The organism is Basfia succiniciproducens (assembly GCF_011455875.1).
Taxonomy (GTDB): domain Bacteria; phylum Pseudomonadota; class Gammaproteobacteria; order Enterobacterales; family Pasteurellaceae; genus Basfia; species Basfia succiniciproducens.
On record NZ_CP015031.1, the window covers coordinates 1,564,701 to 1,582,519 of the forward strand.

A 17,819-nucleotide genomic window follows, 5' to 3' on the forward strand; every position below is an offset into this window, starting at 1 on the left:
TTCAATGAAGAGACTCCGCCGTTTTTTCGCTTTCCTCTTTTTTTCTTTCCTCCGCCGACCATAAAGCGGCACCTAACGCCATAAAAGGATAAGGCGTCTCAACCAACCGCCAATGCGGCGAATCCCGCCGTTCAATATTGCTATAAGCATAACAATGGGCGGGCTGTTCGTTATAACGCCGACAAAATACTGTGTATAAATCAGATAAACCGGTTTGATTAAGTTGCAAAATACGCTGTTCAATTTCCGTTTTGGTTTGAATTGCCAGCGAAATGCTTTCATCCCGGTACAAAAACAGGGTATCTTCGGGAAAATCTTCAGGCATAATAAAATTAAATGCCCGTTTTATTGCAAGCGCTGCATTATCAAGAATATTAATGTGATAAGGCGCACAACCCGCCACTTGTTCTTGAGCTACTTTTTGCATAACGGCGTAAATCTTCAAATATGTTCCCTCCGCAACTTCAGTCGCACTGTAATCGTAAAATACGCTATCTAAAGGAACCGGCAATTCATTTTGCAAAGTATAGGCGCATTGCTGCTCACATTCCTGATGAGTCAGAATAGTCGGTAGAAACAAGGAACGGGACCAAATATGATGCGGAGGAATAACGCTGATAAATTTTGCATTCAACCTTTCGTAACCAAGCGATTTATGAATGAGACTAATCATTTCATATTGAGAATAAGCCGCCGGCAACAGTTGTTTTTCCTGATAAACCTTATCCCGTTCATCAAGCCAAACCACATCAAGCTGTTGTTTTCCGTCTCGCACGATTCCATATATTCCCACATTAACTTCTTTAGCCCTGTTTTTTACGAATTTCACTCAATTTTCCCCGCTTTTTGTACACTAATTTATCTTTTAGCTTTCGATTTGCTCAACTAATCTTTATACTTAACGCATTTAAAGTTAGTTATTTATCACTGATAGTGTTTATCACTTTTAGCTAAAACACATTAAACAAGAGTAAGTTTTGGAATGAAGATCGTAAAATTAATATTTAGCACCTTGCTAACCATCGTTATTTTAGGCTGTGTAGCCGGGGGATTATTATATTTCCATATAAAATCTCAATTACCGGACGTTCAGAGTTTAAAAACCGTCGAATTACAGCAACCGATGCAAATTTATACCGCAGATGAAAAACTGATTGGCGAAGTCGGCGAGCAACGTCGCATTCCGGTTAAACTTGAAAATGTACCGAAAATGCTGATTAACGCCATTTTAGCCACCGAAGACAGCCGCTTTTATGAGCACCACGGTTTAGACCCGGTAGGCATTGCCCGTGCGGTCTCCGTCGCTATCGCAAACAAAGGCGCATCTCAAGGCGCGAGCACAATTACTCAACAGCTTGCCAGAAACTTCTTTTTAACGCCGGAAAAAACGATTATCCGTAAAGCCAAAGAAGCCATTCTTGCCATTGAAATTGAAAATACTTTAACTAAAAACGAAATTCTGGAACTTTACCTGAATAAAATTTATTTAGGCTATCGTTCTTATGGTGTCGCTGCTGCGGCAAAAACCTATTTTGGTAAAAACCTAGCGGATTTGACTTTATCGGAAATGGCGATCATTGCCGGTTTGCCTAAAGCGCCTTCAACAATGAATCCGTTGTATTCCTTAAAACGCTCGGAAGAACGTCGCAATGTGGTTTTAGGGCGTATGCTGGAAATGCAATTTATTAATAAAGAACAATATGACGAAGCCGTTCAGGAACCGATCAAAGCTTCTTATCATGGCGCACAAATTGAGTTCCGCGCAGATTATGTCACCGAAATGGTGCGTCAGGAAATGGTAAAACGTTACGGAGAAGAAAGCGCCTATAACAGTGGTTTTAAGGTTTACACTACCATTCTTTCACAGGATCAGGCGCAAGCGCAAAAAGCGGTGCGTAACAACCTAATTGATTATGATATGCGCCATAGCCGTTATCGCGGCGCTATGCCTTTATGGCAACAAACCGACACGCCTTGGGAAAACAACAAGATTATTGATACCTTGCGTAAGTTACCGAATTCAGAACCGTTTTTGCCGGCGGTGATTTTATCCGTCGCTAAAGAGGGCACCGAGTTATTATTGGCTTCCGGTGAAAAAATGACCTTAAATGCCGCCGCAATGCGTTGGGGCGGAAGAAACGTATCCCTCAAAACCGGCGAGCAAATTTGGATTCGACAACGGGATAATAACGAATGGGTTTTAGGCCAAATTCCCGAAGCAAATTCCGCACTGGTTTCCTTAAACAGTGATAACGGCGCCATTGAAGCCATTGTGGGCGGTTTTAGTTTTGAACAAAGTAAATTCAACCGCGCCACCCAATCCATGGTACAGGTGGGTTCCTCTATCAAGCCGTTTATTTATGCGGCCGCCTTGGAAAAAGGCTTAACTTTATCAAGCGTATTACAGGATACGCCGATTAGTATTCGCAAACCGGGACAAGCGGAATGGCGCCCGAAAAACTCACCGGATCGCTATGACGGTCCGATGCGTTTACGCGTAGGTTTGGGACAATCTAAAAATATGATTGCAATCAGAGCAATGCAAACGGCAGGTATTCCTTATGTTGCCGAATTTTTACAACGCTTCGGTTTCAAACGCGAACAATATTTCGCCAGTGAAGCGCTCGCTTTAGGTGCCGCTTCTTTCACGCCGTTAGAAATGGCGCGAGGTTATGCGGTGTTCGATAACGGCGGTTTCTTAGTCGACCCCTTTATCATCAACCGTATTGTTGATAATTCGGGTAAAGACATTTTCATAGCGAATCCGAAAATCGCCTGCAGCACTTGTGATGAAATACCGACAATTTACGGGCAAACTACAGACAAAGTAGATGGTTTCAAAGAGAATGATTCCGTCAATGCCGACGGAAATTTAGCCCAAACCGACGAAAACACAAACGGTGAAGAAACCGATCAAAACGGCGAAAACAATGATGTACCGGAGTTGCAAAATCAAGGCGGAACAATCAATGAAGATGCCTTAAATTTAATGGTCGAAGGCAAAACCGACAGTTCTCAGGTACAGTATGCGCCTCGGGTAATTACCGGCGAATTGGCATTTTTAATCCGCAGTGCGTTAAACACCGCCATTTACGGCGAACAGGGACTGGGCTGGAAAGGTACCAGCTGGCGCATGGCAAATGAAATTAAACGTAAAGATATCGGCGGTAAAACGGGGACAACCAACAACGCTAAAGTGGCTTGGTACGCCGGCTTCGGCGCCAATCTCACTACAGCCGTTTATGTAGGTTTTGATGACAATAAACGTAACTTAGGTAAAGGCGAAGCCGGTGCAAAAACCGCGATGCCCGCATGGATTAACTATATGAAATTTGTGCTGGAAGATGTTCCTGAACGCGTTTTACCGACGCCTGCCAATATCATTGAAAAATCCATTGATTTAGGCTCGGGCTTGCTCTCAAAAGGCGGCGGTCGTACTGAATACTTCATCAAGGGTACGGAACCGAAACGCGCCTTTGTACAGGAACGCGGTTATTATGTGCCGGAAGGGCTTCCGTTCCAAACGCCTTCCGCCAGCGAATATGTGCCTATTGGTCAACCGGCACCGGCTGCACCCGCACCTTCTCGCAAAGAATTATTCTAAATAACTTTAGAGTCTGTTTATCTTTTATAAACAGACTCTAATAAAACGGACCGCACTTTAGCAATTAAAAGTGCGGTCAAAATTTACAAATTTTTAATTATTTACTTAGGCTTTGCCTATTCAACTACCTAAGGCTAATTTATGTTGAGTTATCGTCATAGTTTTCATGCCGGCAATCATGCGGATGTGGTTAAACATATCGTAGAAATGCTGATTATTGAAAATTTAACCCAAAAAGAAAAAGGATTTTATTATTTAGACACCCATTCCGGTGTAGGTCGTTATCGATTATTCAGCCAAGAGTCGGAAAAAACCGCTGAATTTGAGGAAGGTATCGCACGTTTATGGCAACGGGACGACTTACCGGAAGAAGTACAACGTTATGTAGATCTGATAAAAAAACTCAACTACGGCGGCAAAGAACTGCGTTATTATGCGGGCTCTCCGTTGATCGCCGCACAAATGCTGCGCCCGCAAGACCGTGGATTATTAGTGGAGCTGCACCCAACGGACTTCCCTTTATTGCGTAATAATTTTAAAGAATTCAAAAACATCATTGTAAAACGGGATGACGGTTTCCAACAGGTAAAAGCCACCTTGCCGCCCAAAGAACGACGCGGCTTAGTCTTAATGGATCCGCCTTATGAAATGAAAGAAGATTACGACTTAGTGGTCAACGCGATTGTTGAAGGATATAAACGCTTCGCCACCGGCATTTATGCCGTTTGGTATCCGGTAGTACTGCGCCAACAAAGCAAACGCATTGTTAAAGGATTAGAAGCCAGCGGAATCCGTAAAATCCTGCAAATCGAACTGGCGGTTCGCCCGGATTCGGATCAACGGGGTATGACCGCAAGCGGCATGATTGTAATTAACCCGCCATGGCAATTGGAAGCGCAAATGAAGAAAATTCTGCCATATCTAACCAATGTATTAGTACCCGAAGGCACCGGCAGCTGGAGCGTTAACTGGATCGTACCCGAATAAAAATCCTAAAAAAATGACCGCAGTTTTAAAACTGCGGTCATTTTTCAATGAAATTTAAATCAACTTATAGCAACACATCTCAATTAAATAGAGCGAATTGTTCGTTAAATTTGCTCTATTTCCCTTTGAGACTAGGCAAACATCCACATTAAAGTAACAATAAGAAATGCTAGTGAGCCATAAATAGTTGAAAGAATTGACCAGGTTCGTAACCCTTGGGTGATGGTTATACCAAAGAATTTAGTCCATACCCAGAACAAGCTGTCATTAACATGAGACAAAGTCATTGAGCCGGCGCCAATTGCCGCTGTTACCAATGCGGTTTGTATATCCGAATAGCCTGCGGATGTAACGGCCGGTGCCAGAATGGTCGCCGTTGTAATAACAGCGACAGTCGCGGAACCTTGTGCCGCCCGCAGCATTGCAGCAAGAATAAAGGATAAGGCCAGGATTGGCAGACCTGTGCTTGATAACACATCGGCAAGAGCGTTGCCTACACCGCTTTCATTCAAGACTTTACCAAACATACCGCCGGCACCGGTAATTAAGATAATTCCCGCAATCGGCGCTAATGCCGAGTTAAGAATTTCTTCAAGCTGTTCTTTTCTCCAACCGCGACGGATACCTAAAATATATGAAGATACGCATACGGCAAGCAATAATGCAAACGGAGATGCGCCCACCATACTGAAGAATTCGCGAACAATGCTTTCTTTAGGTAAGACTGTTGCACTAACAGTGCCGGACATAATTAATAGAAGCGGAAAAACAATCATCGCTAATACGGTTGCAAATTTTGGTAAACCGTCAACATTTTTGGATACCTGTTTTTGATATTCAAGTAAATCGCTTGAAGCGGGAATGGCGACAAAATTATTTTTTGTGAATAACGGAATAAAAGTCTGACCGATTAATACGGCGGGAAGTGCGGCAATAAAACCTAATCCCAGTACTAAACCTATATCCGCATTTAAAACTTGTGCCCCCGCAACCACGCCAGGATGAGGCGGCATTAATACGTGAACGGTTAACATAGATAAACCGATTGGTAACGCATAAACCAACATATTACCGCCGATGCGACGGGCTACACTGAAAATAATTGGAATTAAAACGATAAAGCCCACGTCGACGAATACCGGAATACCGAAGATAAATCCGGTCATGGCTAAGGCAAAGGGCGCACGTTTTTCACCGAACTTATCCAATAACCAACCGGCTAAAACATCCGCACCGTTGGATTTTTCAATAATCTTACCCAACATCGCACCAAGACCGACGATTAAAGCCACGCTACCAAGCGTTCCGCCCATACCGCTAATTAACGTAGGTACAACCTTCCCCATAGGGATCCCTGAAGAAAGTGCAACCGCAATACTTACTAAACTTAAAGCTACAAAGGGATGAACTTTGCCTTTAATCATAATTAAAAGCAAAGCAATAACACTGACTATGCCAATTAAAATAAGCATTTCATTAGACATATAATACTCCTGGTATAAAAGAGCCAATAAAATAGCGGCTATCTTTAAAGACAACTAAAAAATATCTAAAAAAACAACCGCTCTCTTTTTTATTTAAATCTATTTAAATTTATTTGTATTTTTCAAACCAGGCTAAACCGGCTGTAGTTTCGGTTCGCGGTTTATATTCGCATCCTACATAACCGTCATAGCCGATAGCATCAAGCTTATCAAAGATATATTGATAGTTGATTTCTCCTTCATCGGGTTCGTGACGATCCGGGACGGATGCGATTTGAATATGTTTCATCACAGGCGCCACCCGATCGGTTAAACGCGCAAGATTGCCTTCCACATTTTGAGCGTGGTAATAATCAAGCTGTAGGAACACATTGTCCCGATTGACCAGCTCAATAATTTCTAGGGCGTCGTCCTGGGTTTTCATTAGATAATTTTCTTTTACTTGCGGGCTTAACGCTTCCAGTACAATATTGATATTATGCGGTTTAAATTTTTCCGAGGCATAACGCAAATTATCAATAAAAGTCTGTTTGTATTTGGCGCGGCTCTGACCCGGCGGGACAACGCCGCCCATAATTAATACGGTCGGACATTGCAATACCAAGGCATATTCCAAAGCCAAATCAATATGTTGATGGCTTTCGGCTTCTCTGCCGGGAATGGCGGACACACCCCATTCGCCGGCAGCAATATCGCCGGGTAATGAGTTAAACAGAATTTGTTTTAAACCGTATTGATCCAGTTTGGCTTTAATCTGTTCGGCCGGATAATCATAAGGCCAAAGAAATTCAATATATTTAAATCCCGCTTTAGCCGCCGCTTCAAAACGATCTAAAAAAGGTACCTCGTTAAACATCATGGTTAAGTTTGCTGCAAATTTAGGCATTTTATTTTCCTCTGTTTTCAAGATCTTTCACTTCATCATCAGTGAGATAACGGATTTTTTGTCCTTGCAAGGTAAAGAAGAGTTTTGCCGTTTCCTCCAACTCCTCCGTATTATCAGATGCATCCAATAAATCGGCACCGGTTACTACGACACCATGGTTGGCAAGCAGAAAGGCCTTACCGCTCAATGCTCTTTCGCTTAGTTCACGGGCAATTTCGGGAGAACCCGGACGATAGTAAGGAATTACCTGCATTTTACCCACCCGCATGACGTAATATGGCGTGAAAGCCTTCATGGCGTTAGTGGGATCCAATCCCTGCAAGCAAGATAAGGCGGTCAGGTAAGTACAGTGTAAATGGACAATCGCATTACATTTCGGATTTTTGCGATACATTTCCAGATGGAAAACCGATTCTTTGGAAGGTTTATCGCCTTCCAATACATTACCGTCCATATCCAAAACGGATAAGCGTTCTACTTTCAATCGTCCTAATGACGAGCCGGTCGGTGTCACTAATACGCGGTTTTCATCCAGACGAACGGACAAATTGCCCGCACCGCCAACAGAATAGCCCCGCTCATAGAAAGAACGACCAAGCTGTACCATAAGTTCTTTTTGTTCTAAATCCGTCATAACAACATTCCTTGCGCATATTCAAAAAAGTCTTCTTTACCGAAATTACCTGATTTCAAGGCCAGCGAGATATTTTCATCCAATGCTTTTAACCAAGGTACCCCCGGAGCGATTTGTTTACCGATATGGAATCCGGTAAAACCTAATTGCTGAACCACAATGCTTGATGTTTCCCCGCCGGCAGTAATAAAGTTAACCACTCCCGCTTCGTTTTTTAAGCGTTGGGCTAATTTCGCAAAGGTATTTTCAATGGCATGACTTGCTTTATCGCCGCCAAATTTAGCCTGAATTTCATGCAGTTGTTCCGGAGGAACCGTTGCATACACCATCGGAGCTAAAGGTTCGTCTAAGTATTTCACCACTTCGCGATAAAGTTCATCGGCGTAATTTGCATTGGTTAATGCGGATTCAACATCAAGATAAATACTTGCGGCTTTCGCTTTATAAGCGTTAACCTGTTTGTTTGTCATGACAGAACAGGAACCGGATAACACTACGGTTTTTCCTTTAGCGGGAATAAATGCATTAACCCCTTTCTGGCCGCCGCTTAAACGTGCCGCCATATAGGCGCCTAATCCCGAACCGCCGGTTACCAGTTTCAAATCGGCTACCGCTTCGGCGAGTACGGCCAATTGCGCATTATCAACCGCATCAACCACGGCATAACGATAACCTTGCGCTTTTAATTCGACAAAACGTTCTTTTACCCGTGCGGCACCTTGAATAACATCCGAGTAGGCGACTAAACCGGTTTTTCCTTTAGATTGCGCATCCATTAAGCGCATTAAATTGGCGTCTTTCATGGGGGTAATCGGGTGGTTACGCATACCGGATTCGCTTAGCAAAATATCGCCGACAAATAAATAACCGTTAAAAATAGTACGGCCGTTAACCGGTAATGCTGGCGTAATCACCGTAAAATCATCATTTAACGCATCTAATAGGGCATCCGTTACAGGACCGATATTGCCTTTTTCCGTACTGTCAAAGGTAGAACAATATTTAAAATAATATTGGCTGCAACCATTCGCTTTGAGCCAGTTAAAGGCATTCAGCGATTGTTCAATCGCTTCATTTACGGGATTTGAACGTGATTTTAAGCTGATAACCACGGCATCCACTTTATCCGCCAAAGGCGCTTTCGGCACACCGTTCATTTGTACGCAGCTTAAGCCGTTTTCCACCAAAAAGCTGGCAATATCACTTGCACCGGTGAAATCGTCCGCAATAACACCTAACATATCAGTTGCCTCCTTTTTTGGGTAACTCTATACCGCTAAAGATTTTAATTACCGCGCTGTCGTCTTCCTTACCGAAACCGGCATTGCTTGCCTCGGTAAACATTGAATATGCGGTACTTGCCAAATGAAGCGGAAAGTGGAGAGATTTAGCGGTATCATTCACCAAACCTAAGTCTTTTACGAAAATATCCACCATAGATAACGGCGTATAGTCACCGTCAACCACGTGTTTCATGCGGTTTTCAAACATCCAGGAATTACCTGCCGCATTGGTCACCACATCGTACATAACGTCTAACGGAATCCCCGCTTTTGAGGCTAACGCCATGGCTTCCGCACCCGCCGCAATATGTACGCCCGCCAATAATTGGTGTACGATTTTCACTGTTGCGCCTAAACCGATAGCTTCACCGATGTTATATACTTTGCTTGCCGTCGCATCTAAAACGGGTTGTAATTTATCAAACGCTTCTTTTGAACCTGAAGCCATAACGGTCATTTCACCTTTCATTGCTTTCGCGGCACCACCGGAAACCGGCGCATCTAACATAATCAAACCTAATTCTGTTAATTTTTGTGAAATTGCTTGTGCGTCAGCGGCGGCCATTGTGGAAGAAATCATTACTGCCGTACCCGGTTTTAGTTTTTTCGCAATGCCGGTTTCGCCAAATAATGCGGCATTGGCTTGGGCTGCATTGACCACTAAGACGACAACCGCATCCAAGTCTTTAGCAAAAGCATCGCCGTTGGTGGCCACATCTTTTGCCCCGGCCGCTTTTAATTTCTCTAATGCCGCCGGATTTAAATCAATACCGTAGGTTTCTAACCCCGCATTCACACATGACACGGCAGCACCCATGCCCATTGAACCAAGACCGATCACAGCAACTGAATAACTCATAATATTTCTCCTTATTGTGGATGAATGTTGTTTTACGGTTCGCATTATGCCCTTTTAAAAAATAAAAAACTGAGACAAAGATCACAAAAATTAACAAATAAAGTTAAATTGTGTGAATATTTGTTTTTATTGGTATCAAGCTGACAAATTGACCAATAAAAGTTAGAATAAACCATTAAACTTAGTAGTGTGAAAGGATTGAGTAGTGATTCCAGCCGAACGACAAAAAATGTTACTAAACCTTATTAGCCAGCAAGATATAGTCAGTATCAGCCAGCTGGTGGAAACCTTAGGTGTTTCCCATATGACCGTTCGCCGAGATATTCAAAAACTAGAAGAAGAAGGCAAAGTGGTTTCGGTTTCCGGTGGAGTAAAAATGTTAGAACATTTATCCATCGAGCCGACACATAACGATAAATCATTGCTTTCACCTTCCCAGAAGAGCCAGATAGGAATTAAAGCCTCCGAAATAATTCCTGAAAAAACAACAATCTACCTTGACGCAGGTACAACAACCTTAGAGATTGCGCACCATATTGTTGACCGTGAAGATCTATTAGTCATTACCAATGATTTTGTGATCGCTAATTTTTTAATGAAGGCGGGAAAATGTGAATTAATCCATACCGGCGGTTCGGTAAATAAATCAAACTATTCTTCCGTCGGAGAACTTGCCGCTCAGTTTTTACGCCAAATTTCTATTGATATCGCATTTATTTCCACATCTTCCTGGAATTTAAAAGGCTTGACCACACCTGATGAAAATAAATTACCGGTCAAAAGAGCTATTTTACAATCCAGTAATAAGCGCATTTTAGTTTCGGATTCGTCAAAATACGGTAAAGTCGCAACCTTCCAGATTTGCCCGCTGTCCGAATTTGATGTGATTATTTGTGATTCTGATTTATTGGAAAATGCCAAAGATGCAATTAATGAAATGAGAATAGAATTATTGCTCGTATAAAGTTTATTTATTTCGCAAAAATCCTAAAAAAATGACCGCAGTTTTAAAAGTGCGGTCATTTTTTCTAAAGTTTTGGATAAACTATTTACTTAACTTCGCTTTGTAAGTCGGATTCATTAAGTTTTCAACAGAAAGAATATCGTCTAATTCCGCTTCTGTGAGTAACCCTTTTTCCAATACTACATCGCGTACGCTACGGCCGGTTTGCGCGCAGATTTTACCGACGATGTCGCCATTATGGTGACCGATGAACGGGTTCAGATAAGTTACGATACCGATTGAATTCAACACGTAGTTTTCACAAATTTCTTTGTTTACGGTAATTCCGTCGATACATTTATCACGTAAATTCACACAGGCATTAGCTAAAATGTCGATAGATTCGAACATAGCCTGACCAATTACCGGTTCCATTACGTTCAATTGCAATTGACCGGCTTCCGCAGCGAAAGTAACGGTTGTGTCGTTACCTATTACTTTAAAGCAAACCTGATTCACTACCTCCGGCACAACAGGGTTAACTTTTGCCGGCATGATTGAAGAACCGGCTTGTAATTCAGGTAAGTTAATTTCATTTAAACCGGCGCGCGGACCTGATGAAAGTAAACGCAGGTCATTACAAATTTTTGAAAGTTTTACCGCAGTACGTTTTAATGCGCCGTGAACCATAACATAAGAACCGCAGTCTGATGTCGCTTCGATTAAGTTTGACGCTTTAACGCAAGGTAAACCTGTCACTTCGGCAAGGCGTTTCACCGCTAATTCGGAATATCCCGCAGGCGTATTCAAGCCGGTACCGATAGCCGTCGCACCTAGATTCACTTCTAAAAGTAAATCCGCCGCATGTTTTAAGTTACGTACTTCTTCTTCCAATAGTACGGCAAATGCTTTAAATTCTTGCCCCACTGTCATTGGCACCGCATCCTGTAATTGAGTACGACCCATTTTCAGAATATTGGCAAATTCTTTCGCTTTGTTATCAAAGCCGTCGTGTAAATATTGGATCTTATCCATTAATTTTAAAATGCTGTTATAAACGGCAATGCGGAACCCTGTCGGATAAGCATCATTAGTTGATTGGCTGGCATTAACGTGATCCATCGGGTTAATCACATTGTATTCGCCTTTTTGATGACCGATTTTTTCTAATGCCAGATTCGCCACCACTTCATTGGTATTCATGTTTACGGAAGTACCTGCACCGCCTTGATATACGTCTGAAGGGAATTGATCTAAACATTTCCCGGTAGTTAAAATTTCGTCGCAAGCCGCTACGATTGCTTTGGCAATATCCGCAGGAATAGCGCCTAGTTCGCCGTTGGCAAGAGCAGTTGCTTTTTTAACCATTACCATGCCTTTTACAAATTCAGGCACATCAGAAATAGTTACTTTAGAAATATTAAAGTTTTCTACCGCTCTTAATGTATGAATTCCCCAATAAGCATCGGCGGGCACTTCACGTTCACCGAGTAAATCTACTTCTTTTCTTGTCGCTGCCATGTTGTTCTCCTTAGATATGACGCTCTTTAATTGGTTGCTATTATAGTAACTCTTATGGCGTAATAATGTGATCTACATCAAATTTAAAAAGTCCGTCACCGACATAAAAATAATGTTATTCATTACTTTTTTTAGGGCAAATAAAATAGCTATTTTCTTCAAATAACTATTTTTAAATTGATAAAACCAATCAAACCAATCATTTTATCCGCTTTGCTTTCTTTTTATTTTTTAGGCAAAATAGAACCAATCTCAACGGGAAAATAGGACAACAAACATGACTAAACATTATGATTATATTTCTATCGGCGGCGGTAGCGGCGGTATTGCGTCAATCAACCGTGCAGCCGGTTACGGCAAAAAATGTGCGATTATCGAAGCCAAACATTTGGGCGGCACCTGTGTGAATGTCGGCTGCGTACCTAAAAAAGTAATGTTCTACGGGGCTCATATCGCGGATGCAATTAATCATTATGCGGAAGACTACGGTTTTGACGTCTCGGTGAATAAATTTGATTTTGCGAAGTTAGTTGAAAGCCGCCAGGCTTATATCGGCCGTATTCATACCTCATACGGTAACGGATTAAGTAAAAACAAAGTGGATGTTTTTAATGGTTTCGCCCGTTTTGTTGATGCAAAAACCGTCGAAGTCAGCTATGAAGACGGCAGCTCAGAGCAAATTACGGCGGATCATATACTTATCGCTACCGGCGGTCGCCCAAGTATTCCTAATGTAAAAGGTGCGGAATTCGGTATCAGCTCAGACGGCGTATTCGCCTTAAACGAATTACCGAAACGAGTTGCTGTTGTCGGTGCAGGTTATATTGCGGTAGAACTTGCCGGCGTATTTAACAGTTTCGGCGTTGAAACCCATTTATTTGTGCGCCAACATGCGCCGTTGCGTAATCAGGATCCTTTAATCGTCGATACGTTGGTTGAAGTGCTTGTTCAAGACGGCATTCAATTACATCAAAAAGCAATTCCGCAAGAAGTGGTGAAAAATGCCGACGGCTCCCTGACCTTAAAACTGGAAGACGGTCGTGAAACCGTAGTCGATAGCCTTGTATGGGCGATTGGTCGCGAGCCGGCAACGGATGTCATTAATCTGCAAGCGGCGGGAGTGGAAACCAATGACCGCGGTTTTATCAAAGTGGACAAATACCAAAATACCAATATTCCGGGCATTTATGCGGTCGGCGATATTATTGAAGGCGGCATTGAATTAACGCCTGTCGCCGTTGCGGCCGGCCGTCGGCTATCCGAACGTTTATTCAACAATAAACCGGATGAGCATTTAGATTATAATCTGGTGCCGACCGTTGTATTCAGTCATCCGCCAATCGGTACTGTCGGTTTAACCGAACCTAAAGCCATTGAAAAATACGGTGCCGAAAATGTGAAAGTATATACCTCGTCATTTACCGCAATGTACACCGCTGTTACCCAACATCGCCAACCTTGTCGAATGAAACTGGTTTGTGCGGGCGCTGATGAAAAAATCGTCGGTTTACACGGTATCGGCTTCGGCGTAGATGAAATGATTCAAGGTTTTGCCGTCGCCATTAAAATGGGTGCCACCAAAGCAGACTTTGATAACACAGTTGCAATCCATCCGACAGGTTCGGAAGAATTTGTCACCATGCGTTAATGTATCCGATAACAACAAAAGGTAGAGCGATCTACCTTTTTTGTTTATTGAACCCAATAAAAAACCGAAAATTTATACCGCACTTTTAACTCAAGCGTATTATCATATCTTTATCCGATTTATTTTAAACAACCTATAAAAATATGACCGAACAAAATCTTTTATCCTCGCTTGCACGCATGATTAGCGAGCAACGCAATCCGAATTCAATGAACCTGGACAGTCTTTCCCCGTTAGAACTAGTAACCTTAATCAACAATGAAGACAAACAGGTGCCTTTAGCCATTGAAAAAGTATTACCGCAAATTGCGCAGGCGGTAGAAAAAATCGTACGGACTTTTCAGCAAGGCGGCCGTTTGGTTTATATCGGTGCGGGAACCAGCGGGCGGTTAGGCGTATTAGACGCTTCGGAATGTCCGCCGACTTACGGCGTCAAACCTGAAATGGTGGTCGGGTTGATTGCCGGCGGCGAGCGTGCCTTACGACACCCTATAGAAGGGGCGGAAGATAATGCAGAGCAAGGCAAAGCGGATTTACAACAAATTGATTTTTCGAAAAAAGATATTTTAGTCGGCATTGCGGCAAGCGGCAGAACGCCCTATGTCATAGGCGCATTGAACTATGCCAAATCCCTGGAGGCGATTACAATATCTATTGCCAGCAATCCGGATTCGGCAATGGCAAGCATAGCGGATATTGCCATTGATACCCTCGTCGGCGCAGAAGTGCTTACCGGGTCAAGCCGCATGAAATCCGGCACGGCACAAAAACTGGTGCTCAATATGCTCACTACGGCCAGCATGGTATTGATGGGAAAATGCTATCAAAACCTGATGGTTGATGTGCAGGCAAGCAATGAAAAATTGCGGGCAAGAGCCATTCGTATTGTGATGCAGGCGACGGATTGCGAAAAAGAAGTGGCGGAACGTTTCTTAAAAGCAGCGGATAATAATGCAAAATTGGCCGTTATGATGATATTAACAAATCTGGACAAACAACCAGCATTGGCGTTATTACAACGGCATCAAGGCAAATTAAGCCTCGCTTTATCTCAATAACAAAAAAGTGCGGTAAAATTTACCGCACTTTTGCTATTTATCGAGTGAAGGTTTATTCCGCGTCTTCTTTCGCCCATTCTAATGCACGGCGAACCGCTTTTTTCCAGCCTTTATAACGACGTTCGCGTTTTTCGTTATCGTTATCCGGCGTGAATGTGCGTTCTACCCGGGCTTTGTCTTGCAATTCGCTTAGATCTTTCCAGAATCCGACGGCAAGGCCGGCAAGATATGCCGCACCTAACGCAGTTACTTCTTTCACTACCGGACGTTCAACATTTACGTCAAGAATATCCGCCTGGAATTGCATTAAGAAGTTGTTTGCGGTGGCGCCGCCGTCCACGCGGAGATATTTTAATTTTTCACCGGAGTCGGACTGCATCGCTTCCAGCACGTCGCGGGTTTGATAAGCGATAGATTCAAGGGTTGCGCGCACAATATGGTTACGGTTTGCACCACGGGATAAACCTAAAATCGCGCCGCGTGCATACGGATCCCAATACGGCGCGCCTAAGCCGGTAAACGCCGGCACAACATAAACGCCGTTGGTGCTCGGCACTTTGGTGGCGAAGTATTCGCTGTCGTAGCTATCATGTACGATTTTAAGTTCGTCACGCAACCATTGGATGGATGCGCCGGCAATAAATACGGAACCTTCAAGCGCATATTCCGGTTCGCCTTTTGCATTACAGGCGATGGTTGTTAACAAACCGTTTTTAGAAGTAATGGCTTTATCACCGGTATGAAGCAACATAAAGCAGCCCGTACCATAGGTGTTTTTGGCTTGACCCGCAGTCACGCATAAATGACCGTAAAGCGCCGCTTGTTGGTCACCGGCAATACCTGCAACCGGAATACGCACACCGCCTTTACCGCCGATATTGGTTTGACCGTAAACTTCGGAAGAGTTTTTCACTTCAGGTAACATTGAACGCGGAATATCCAAAATTTCCAGCATTTTGTCATCCCATTGCTTGGTATGGATGTTGAATAGCATAGTACGGGAAGCATTGGTATAGTCTGTCACATGTACGCGACCTTGGGTTAATTTCCACACCAGCCAAGTATCTACCGTACCGAATAACAATTCGCCGCGTTCCGCTTTTGCACGCGCCCCTTCTACATTATCCAAAATCCATTTTACTTTAGTGCCTGAGAAATAAGGATCCACCACTAAACCTGTGGTTTGACGGATATAGTCTTCGTAACCGTCCGCCTTTAATTTATCGGTAATATCGGAAGTACGACGGCATTGCCATACAATTGCGTTATAAACCGGATTGCCGGTTTCTTTTTCCCATACGATTGTGGTTTCACGCTGGTTGGTGATACCGATAGCGGCAATTTCATCGGAAGTGATACCGGCTTTTGCCACCACTTCGTTTAAAGTAGAACTTTGTGTCGCCCAGATTTCCATCGGGTTATGTTCTACCCAACCGGCTTTAGGATAAATCTGAGTAAATTCACGTTGAGCGATTTCCACAATATTCGCATCATGATCTAATAACACGGCACGAGAACTTGTTGTACCTTGGTCTAACGCAATGATGTATTTTTTCTCAGACATAGTTAATCTCCTACTTGAGTAATTTATAAAATATGTGTTCAAAACTTATTTTGAACTAAAACGAACAAATCACGGGACAAAATTAATCAATATCGCTCAAATAATAAAGCGGAAAAAATCAAATATTTGAACTTGCTCACAATTATTTTACAAAATTATTCTAAATCGAAAAATAATTGTGAAGGAGTTAACAAATTTGAATTTTGCCTCTTTTCTTTTATTTCATTCTTTACATAATGACACACATTCTCTGTGAGAATAGAGAATTCAAAAAATCCCTAATGACTTATTTTAATAAAAACAACGAATCACAATTTTTTTAAGCATAATTCTCAATCATCTAAGGAGAAAAATATGAATCCGTATTTAGCAGAATTTTTAGGTACAGCACTTTTAGTTCTAATGGGTAATGGGGTTGTGGCAAATGTTTGCCTTAACAAAACCAAGGGGAATGGTTCCGGCTGGATTGTAATCACAACCGCTTGGGCATTTGCGGTTTATGTCGCCGTTGTAGCGACGGGTCCGTATAGCGGCGCACATTTAAATCCGGCGGTAACATTAGGTTTGGCGGCAAACGGCGGTTTCAGCTGGACAATGGTTCCCGGTTATATCATCGCTCAGATTCTCGGCGGTATTTTCGGCGGTTTAGTCGTTTACCTATTCTATCGGGATCACTTCTCGGCAACAGAGGATGAAGGCGCAAAACGCGCATCTTTCTGTACTGAACCCGCTATCCGTAATTACGGTAGCAATTTATTCAGTGAAATTATCGGTACCGTAGTGTTGGTATCCGTAATTTTCTATATCTCAGCGGGCTCAATCACATTACCTGGTGCGGAAGGCGCAACACCGGTGGGGTTAGGTTCTATCGGCGGCTTACCGGTAGCGATTCTTGTATGGGCAATCGGTTTAAGTCTGGGCGGTACAACAGGTTATGCAATTAACCCGGCTCGTGACTTAGGTCCTCGTATCGCACTAACATTATTAAGCAAAAAACTAAAAACATCTCCGGATTGGGGATATGCCTGGGTTCCTGTATTAGGTCCATGTATCGGTGGTTTACTTGCAGCTATTGGTTATCAAATCGTTATGTAAATAACTGATGATTTCTATATAAATTTAAAGGTTAGCTTATTCGGTTAAGTTGACCTTTTTTATTTATGATGAATTGCTCGAATTCGCCCGCGCTATTTTTCAAAAATACCAATTTATAGTTAAGAAACTTTCGTAATAGTTCGAAAACACTCAAAAATATTGTGACTAAAATCACAAATATATAACATTTTAATTTTTTCTTTATCAAAATTAGCGTATCTTTGGCTCAGCAAGTGCTTTATGCATTGCAATT

Annotated in this window: 14 protein-coding genes; 6 read left to right on the forward strand and 8 right to left on the reverse strand. The window is 42.7% G+C overall.

The genetic code is table 11. The features are described from left to right. Window position 1 precedes the first annotated feature (1 nt). The gene (locus tag A4G13_RS07165) at window positions 2–829 is read right to left on the reverse strand and encodes a hypothetical protein (protein ID WP_090655602.1); all 828 of its coding nucleotides are present in this window, start codon (window positions 827–829) and stop codon (window positions 2–4) included. Between the two features lie 153 nt (window positions 830–982). Here A4G13_RS07165 and A4G13_RS07170 point away from each other — a divergent pair, with 153 nt between their 5' ends. After that, window positions 983–3,604, forward strand: a complete 2,622-nt coding sequence (locus tag A4G13_RS07170) for a penicillin-binding protein 1A (RefSeq protein WP_090655600.1) — start codon at window positions 983–985, stop codon at window positions 3,602–3,604. Between the two features lie 141 nt (window positions 3,605–3,745). Beyond that, on the forward strand, window positions 3,746–4,591 hold the full coding sequence (locus A4G13_RS07175; protein WP_090655597.1) for a 23S rRNA (adenine(2030)-N(6))-methyltransferase RlmJ: 846 nt from the start codon (window positions 3,746–3,748) through the stop codon (window positions 4,589–4,591). Window positions 4,592–4,722: 131 nt separating this feature from the next. Here A4G13_RS07175 and A4G13_RS07180 read toward each other — a convergent pair whose 3' ends face one another. From A4G13_RS07180 to ltnD, 5 genes are all read right to left on the reverse strand, one after another. Next, complete coding sequence (locus tag A4G13_RS07180) at window positions 4,723–6,075, reverse strand: GntT/GntP/DsdX family permease (protein ID WP_090655593.1); 1,353 nt, start codon at window positions 6,073–6,075, stop codon at window positions 4,723–4,725. Window positions 6,076–6,184: 109 nt separating this feature from the next. Then, window positions 6,185–6,961 carry a 2-oxo-tetronate isomerase gene (otnI, locus tag A4G13_RS07185; protein WP_041640039.1) on the reverse strand — a complete coding sequence of 259 codons (777 nt, stop codon included), beginning with the start codon at window positions 6,959–6,961 and terminating at the stop codon, window positions 6,185–6,187. 1 nt (window position 6,962) lies between these two features. Beyond that, window positions 6,963–7,595, reverse strand: coding sequence for a 3-oxo-tetronate 4-phosphate decarboxylase (gene otnC / locus A4G13_RS07190; RefSeq protein WP_011201137.1), 633 nt, complete (start codon window positions 7,593–7,595; stop codon window positions 6,963–6,965). Further along, window positions 7,592–8,836, reverse strand: coding sequence for a 3-oxo-tetronate kinase (gene otnK / locus A4G13_RS07195; RefSeq protein WP_090655590.1), 1,245 nt, complete (start codon window positions 8,834–8,836; stop codon window positions 7,592–7,594). Before otnK ends, otnC begins: the two co-directional genes overlap by 4 nt. A gap of 1 nt (window position 8,837) precedes the next feature. Continuing rightward, window positions 8,838–9,737 (reverse strand): L-threonate dehydrogenase, encoded by a 900-nt coding sequence (gene ltnD, locus A4G13_RS07200; protein WP_090655587.1) that lies wholly within the window; start codon window positions 9,735–9,737, stop codon window positions 8,838–8,840. Window positions 9,738–9,942: 205 nt separating this feature from the next. On the opposite strand from ltnD, the gene A4G13_RS07205 reads away from it, so the two are divergent. Further along, window positions 9,943–10,701 (forward strand): DeoR/GlpR family DNA-binding transcription regulator, encoded by a 759-nt coding sequence (locus A4G13_RS07205; RefSeq protein ID WP_011201141.1) that lies wholly within the window; start codon window positions 9,943–9,945, stop codon window positions 10,699–10,701. A gap of 81 nt (window positions 10,702–10,782) precedes the next feature. Here A4G13_RS07205 and aspA read toward each other — a convergent pair whose 3' ends face one another. Then, a complete protein-coding gene (aspA, locus tag A4G13_RS07210) occupies window positions 10,783–12,201 on the reverse strand; it encodes an aspartate ammonia-lyase (RefSeq protein ID WP_090655585.1) in 1,419 nt (472 codons plus the stop codon). Between the two features lie 277 nt (window positions 12,202–12,478). Here aspA and gorA point away from each other — a divergent pair, with 277 nt between their 5' ends. Continuing rightward, entirely contained in the window at window positions 12,479–13,849 is a 1,371-nt protein-coding gene (gene gorA / locus A4G13_RS07215) for a glutathione-disulfide reductase (protein WP_011201143.1), read from the forward strand. 143 nt (window positions 13,850–13,992) lie between these two features. After that, a complete protein-coding gene (gene murQ, locus A4G13_RS07220) occupies window positions 13,993–14,907 on the forward strand; it encodes an N-acetylmuramic acid 6-phosphate etherase (RefSeq protein ID WP_090655582.1) in 915 nt (304 codons plus the stop codon). 52 nt (window positions 14,908–14,959) lie between these two features. On the opposite strand, the gene glpK is transcribed toward murQ, so the two are convergent. Then, a complete protein-coding gene (gene glpK, locus A4G13_RS07225) occupies window positions 14,960–16,471 on the reverse strand; it encodes a glycerol kinase GlpK (RefSeq protein WP_090655580.1) in 1,512 nt (503 codons plus the stop codon). 354 nt (window positions 16,472–16,825) lie between these two features. Between glpK and A4G13_RS07230 the strand changes: the two genes are divergently transcribed. Next, window positions 16,826–17,566, forward strand: a complete 741-nt coding sequence (locus A4G13_RS07230) for an MIP/aquaporin family protein (RefSeq protein ID WP_041640046.1) — start codon at window positions 16,826–16,828, stop codon at window positions 17,564–17,566. Window positions 17,567–17,819 lie beyond the last annotated feature (253 nt).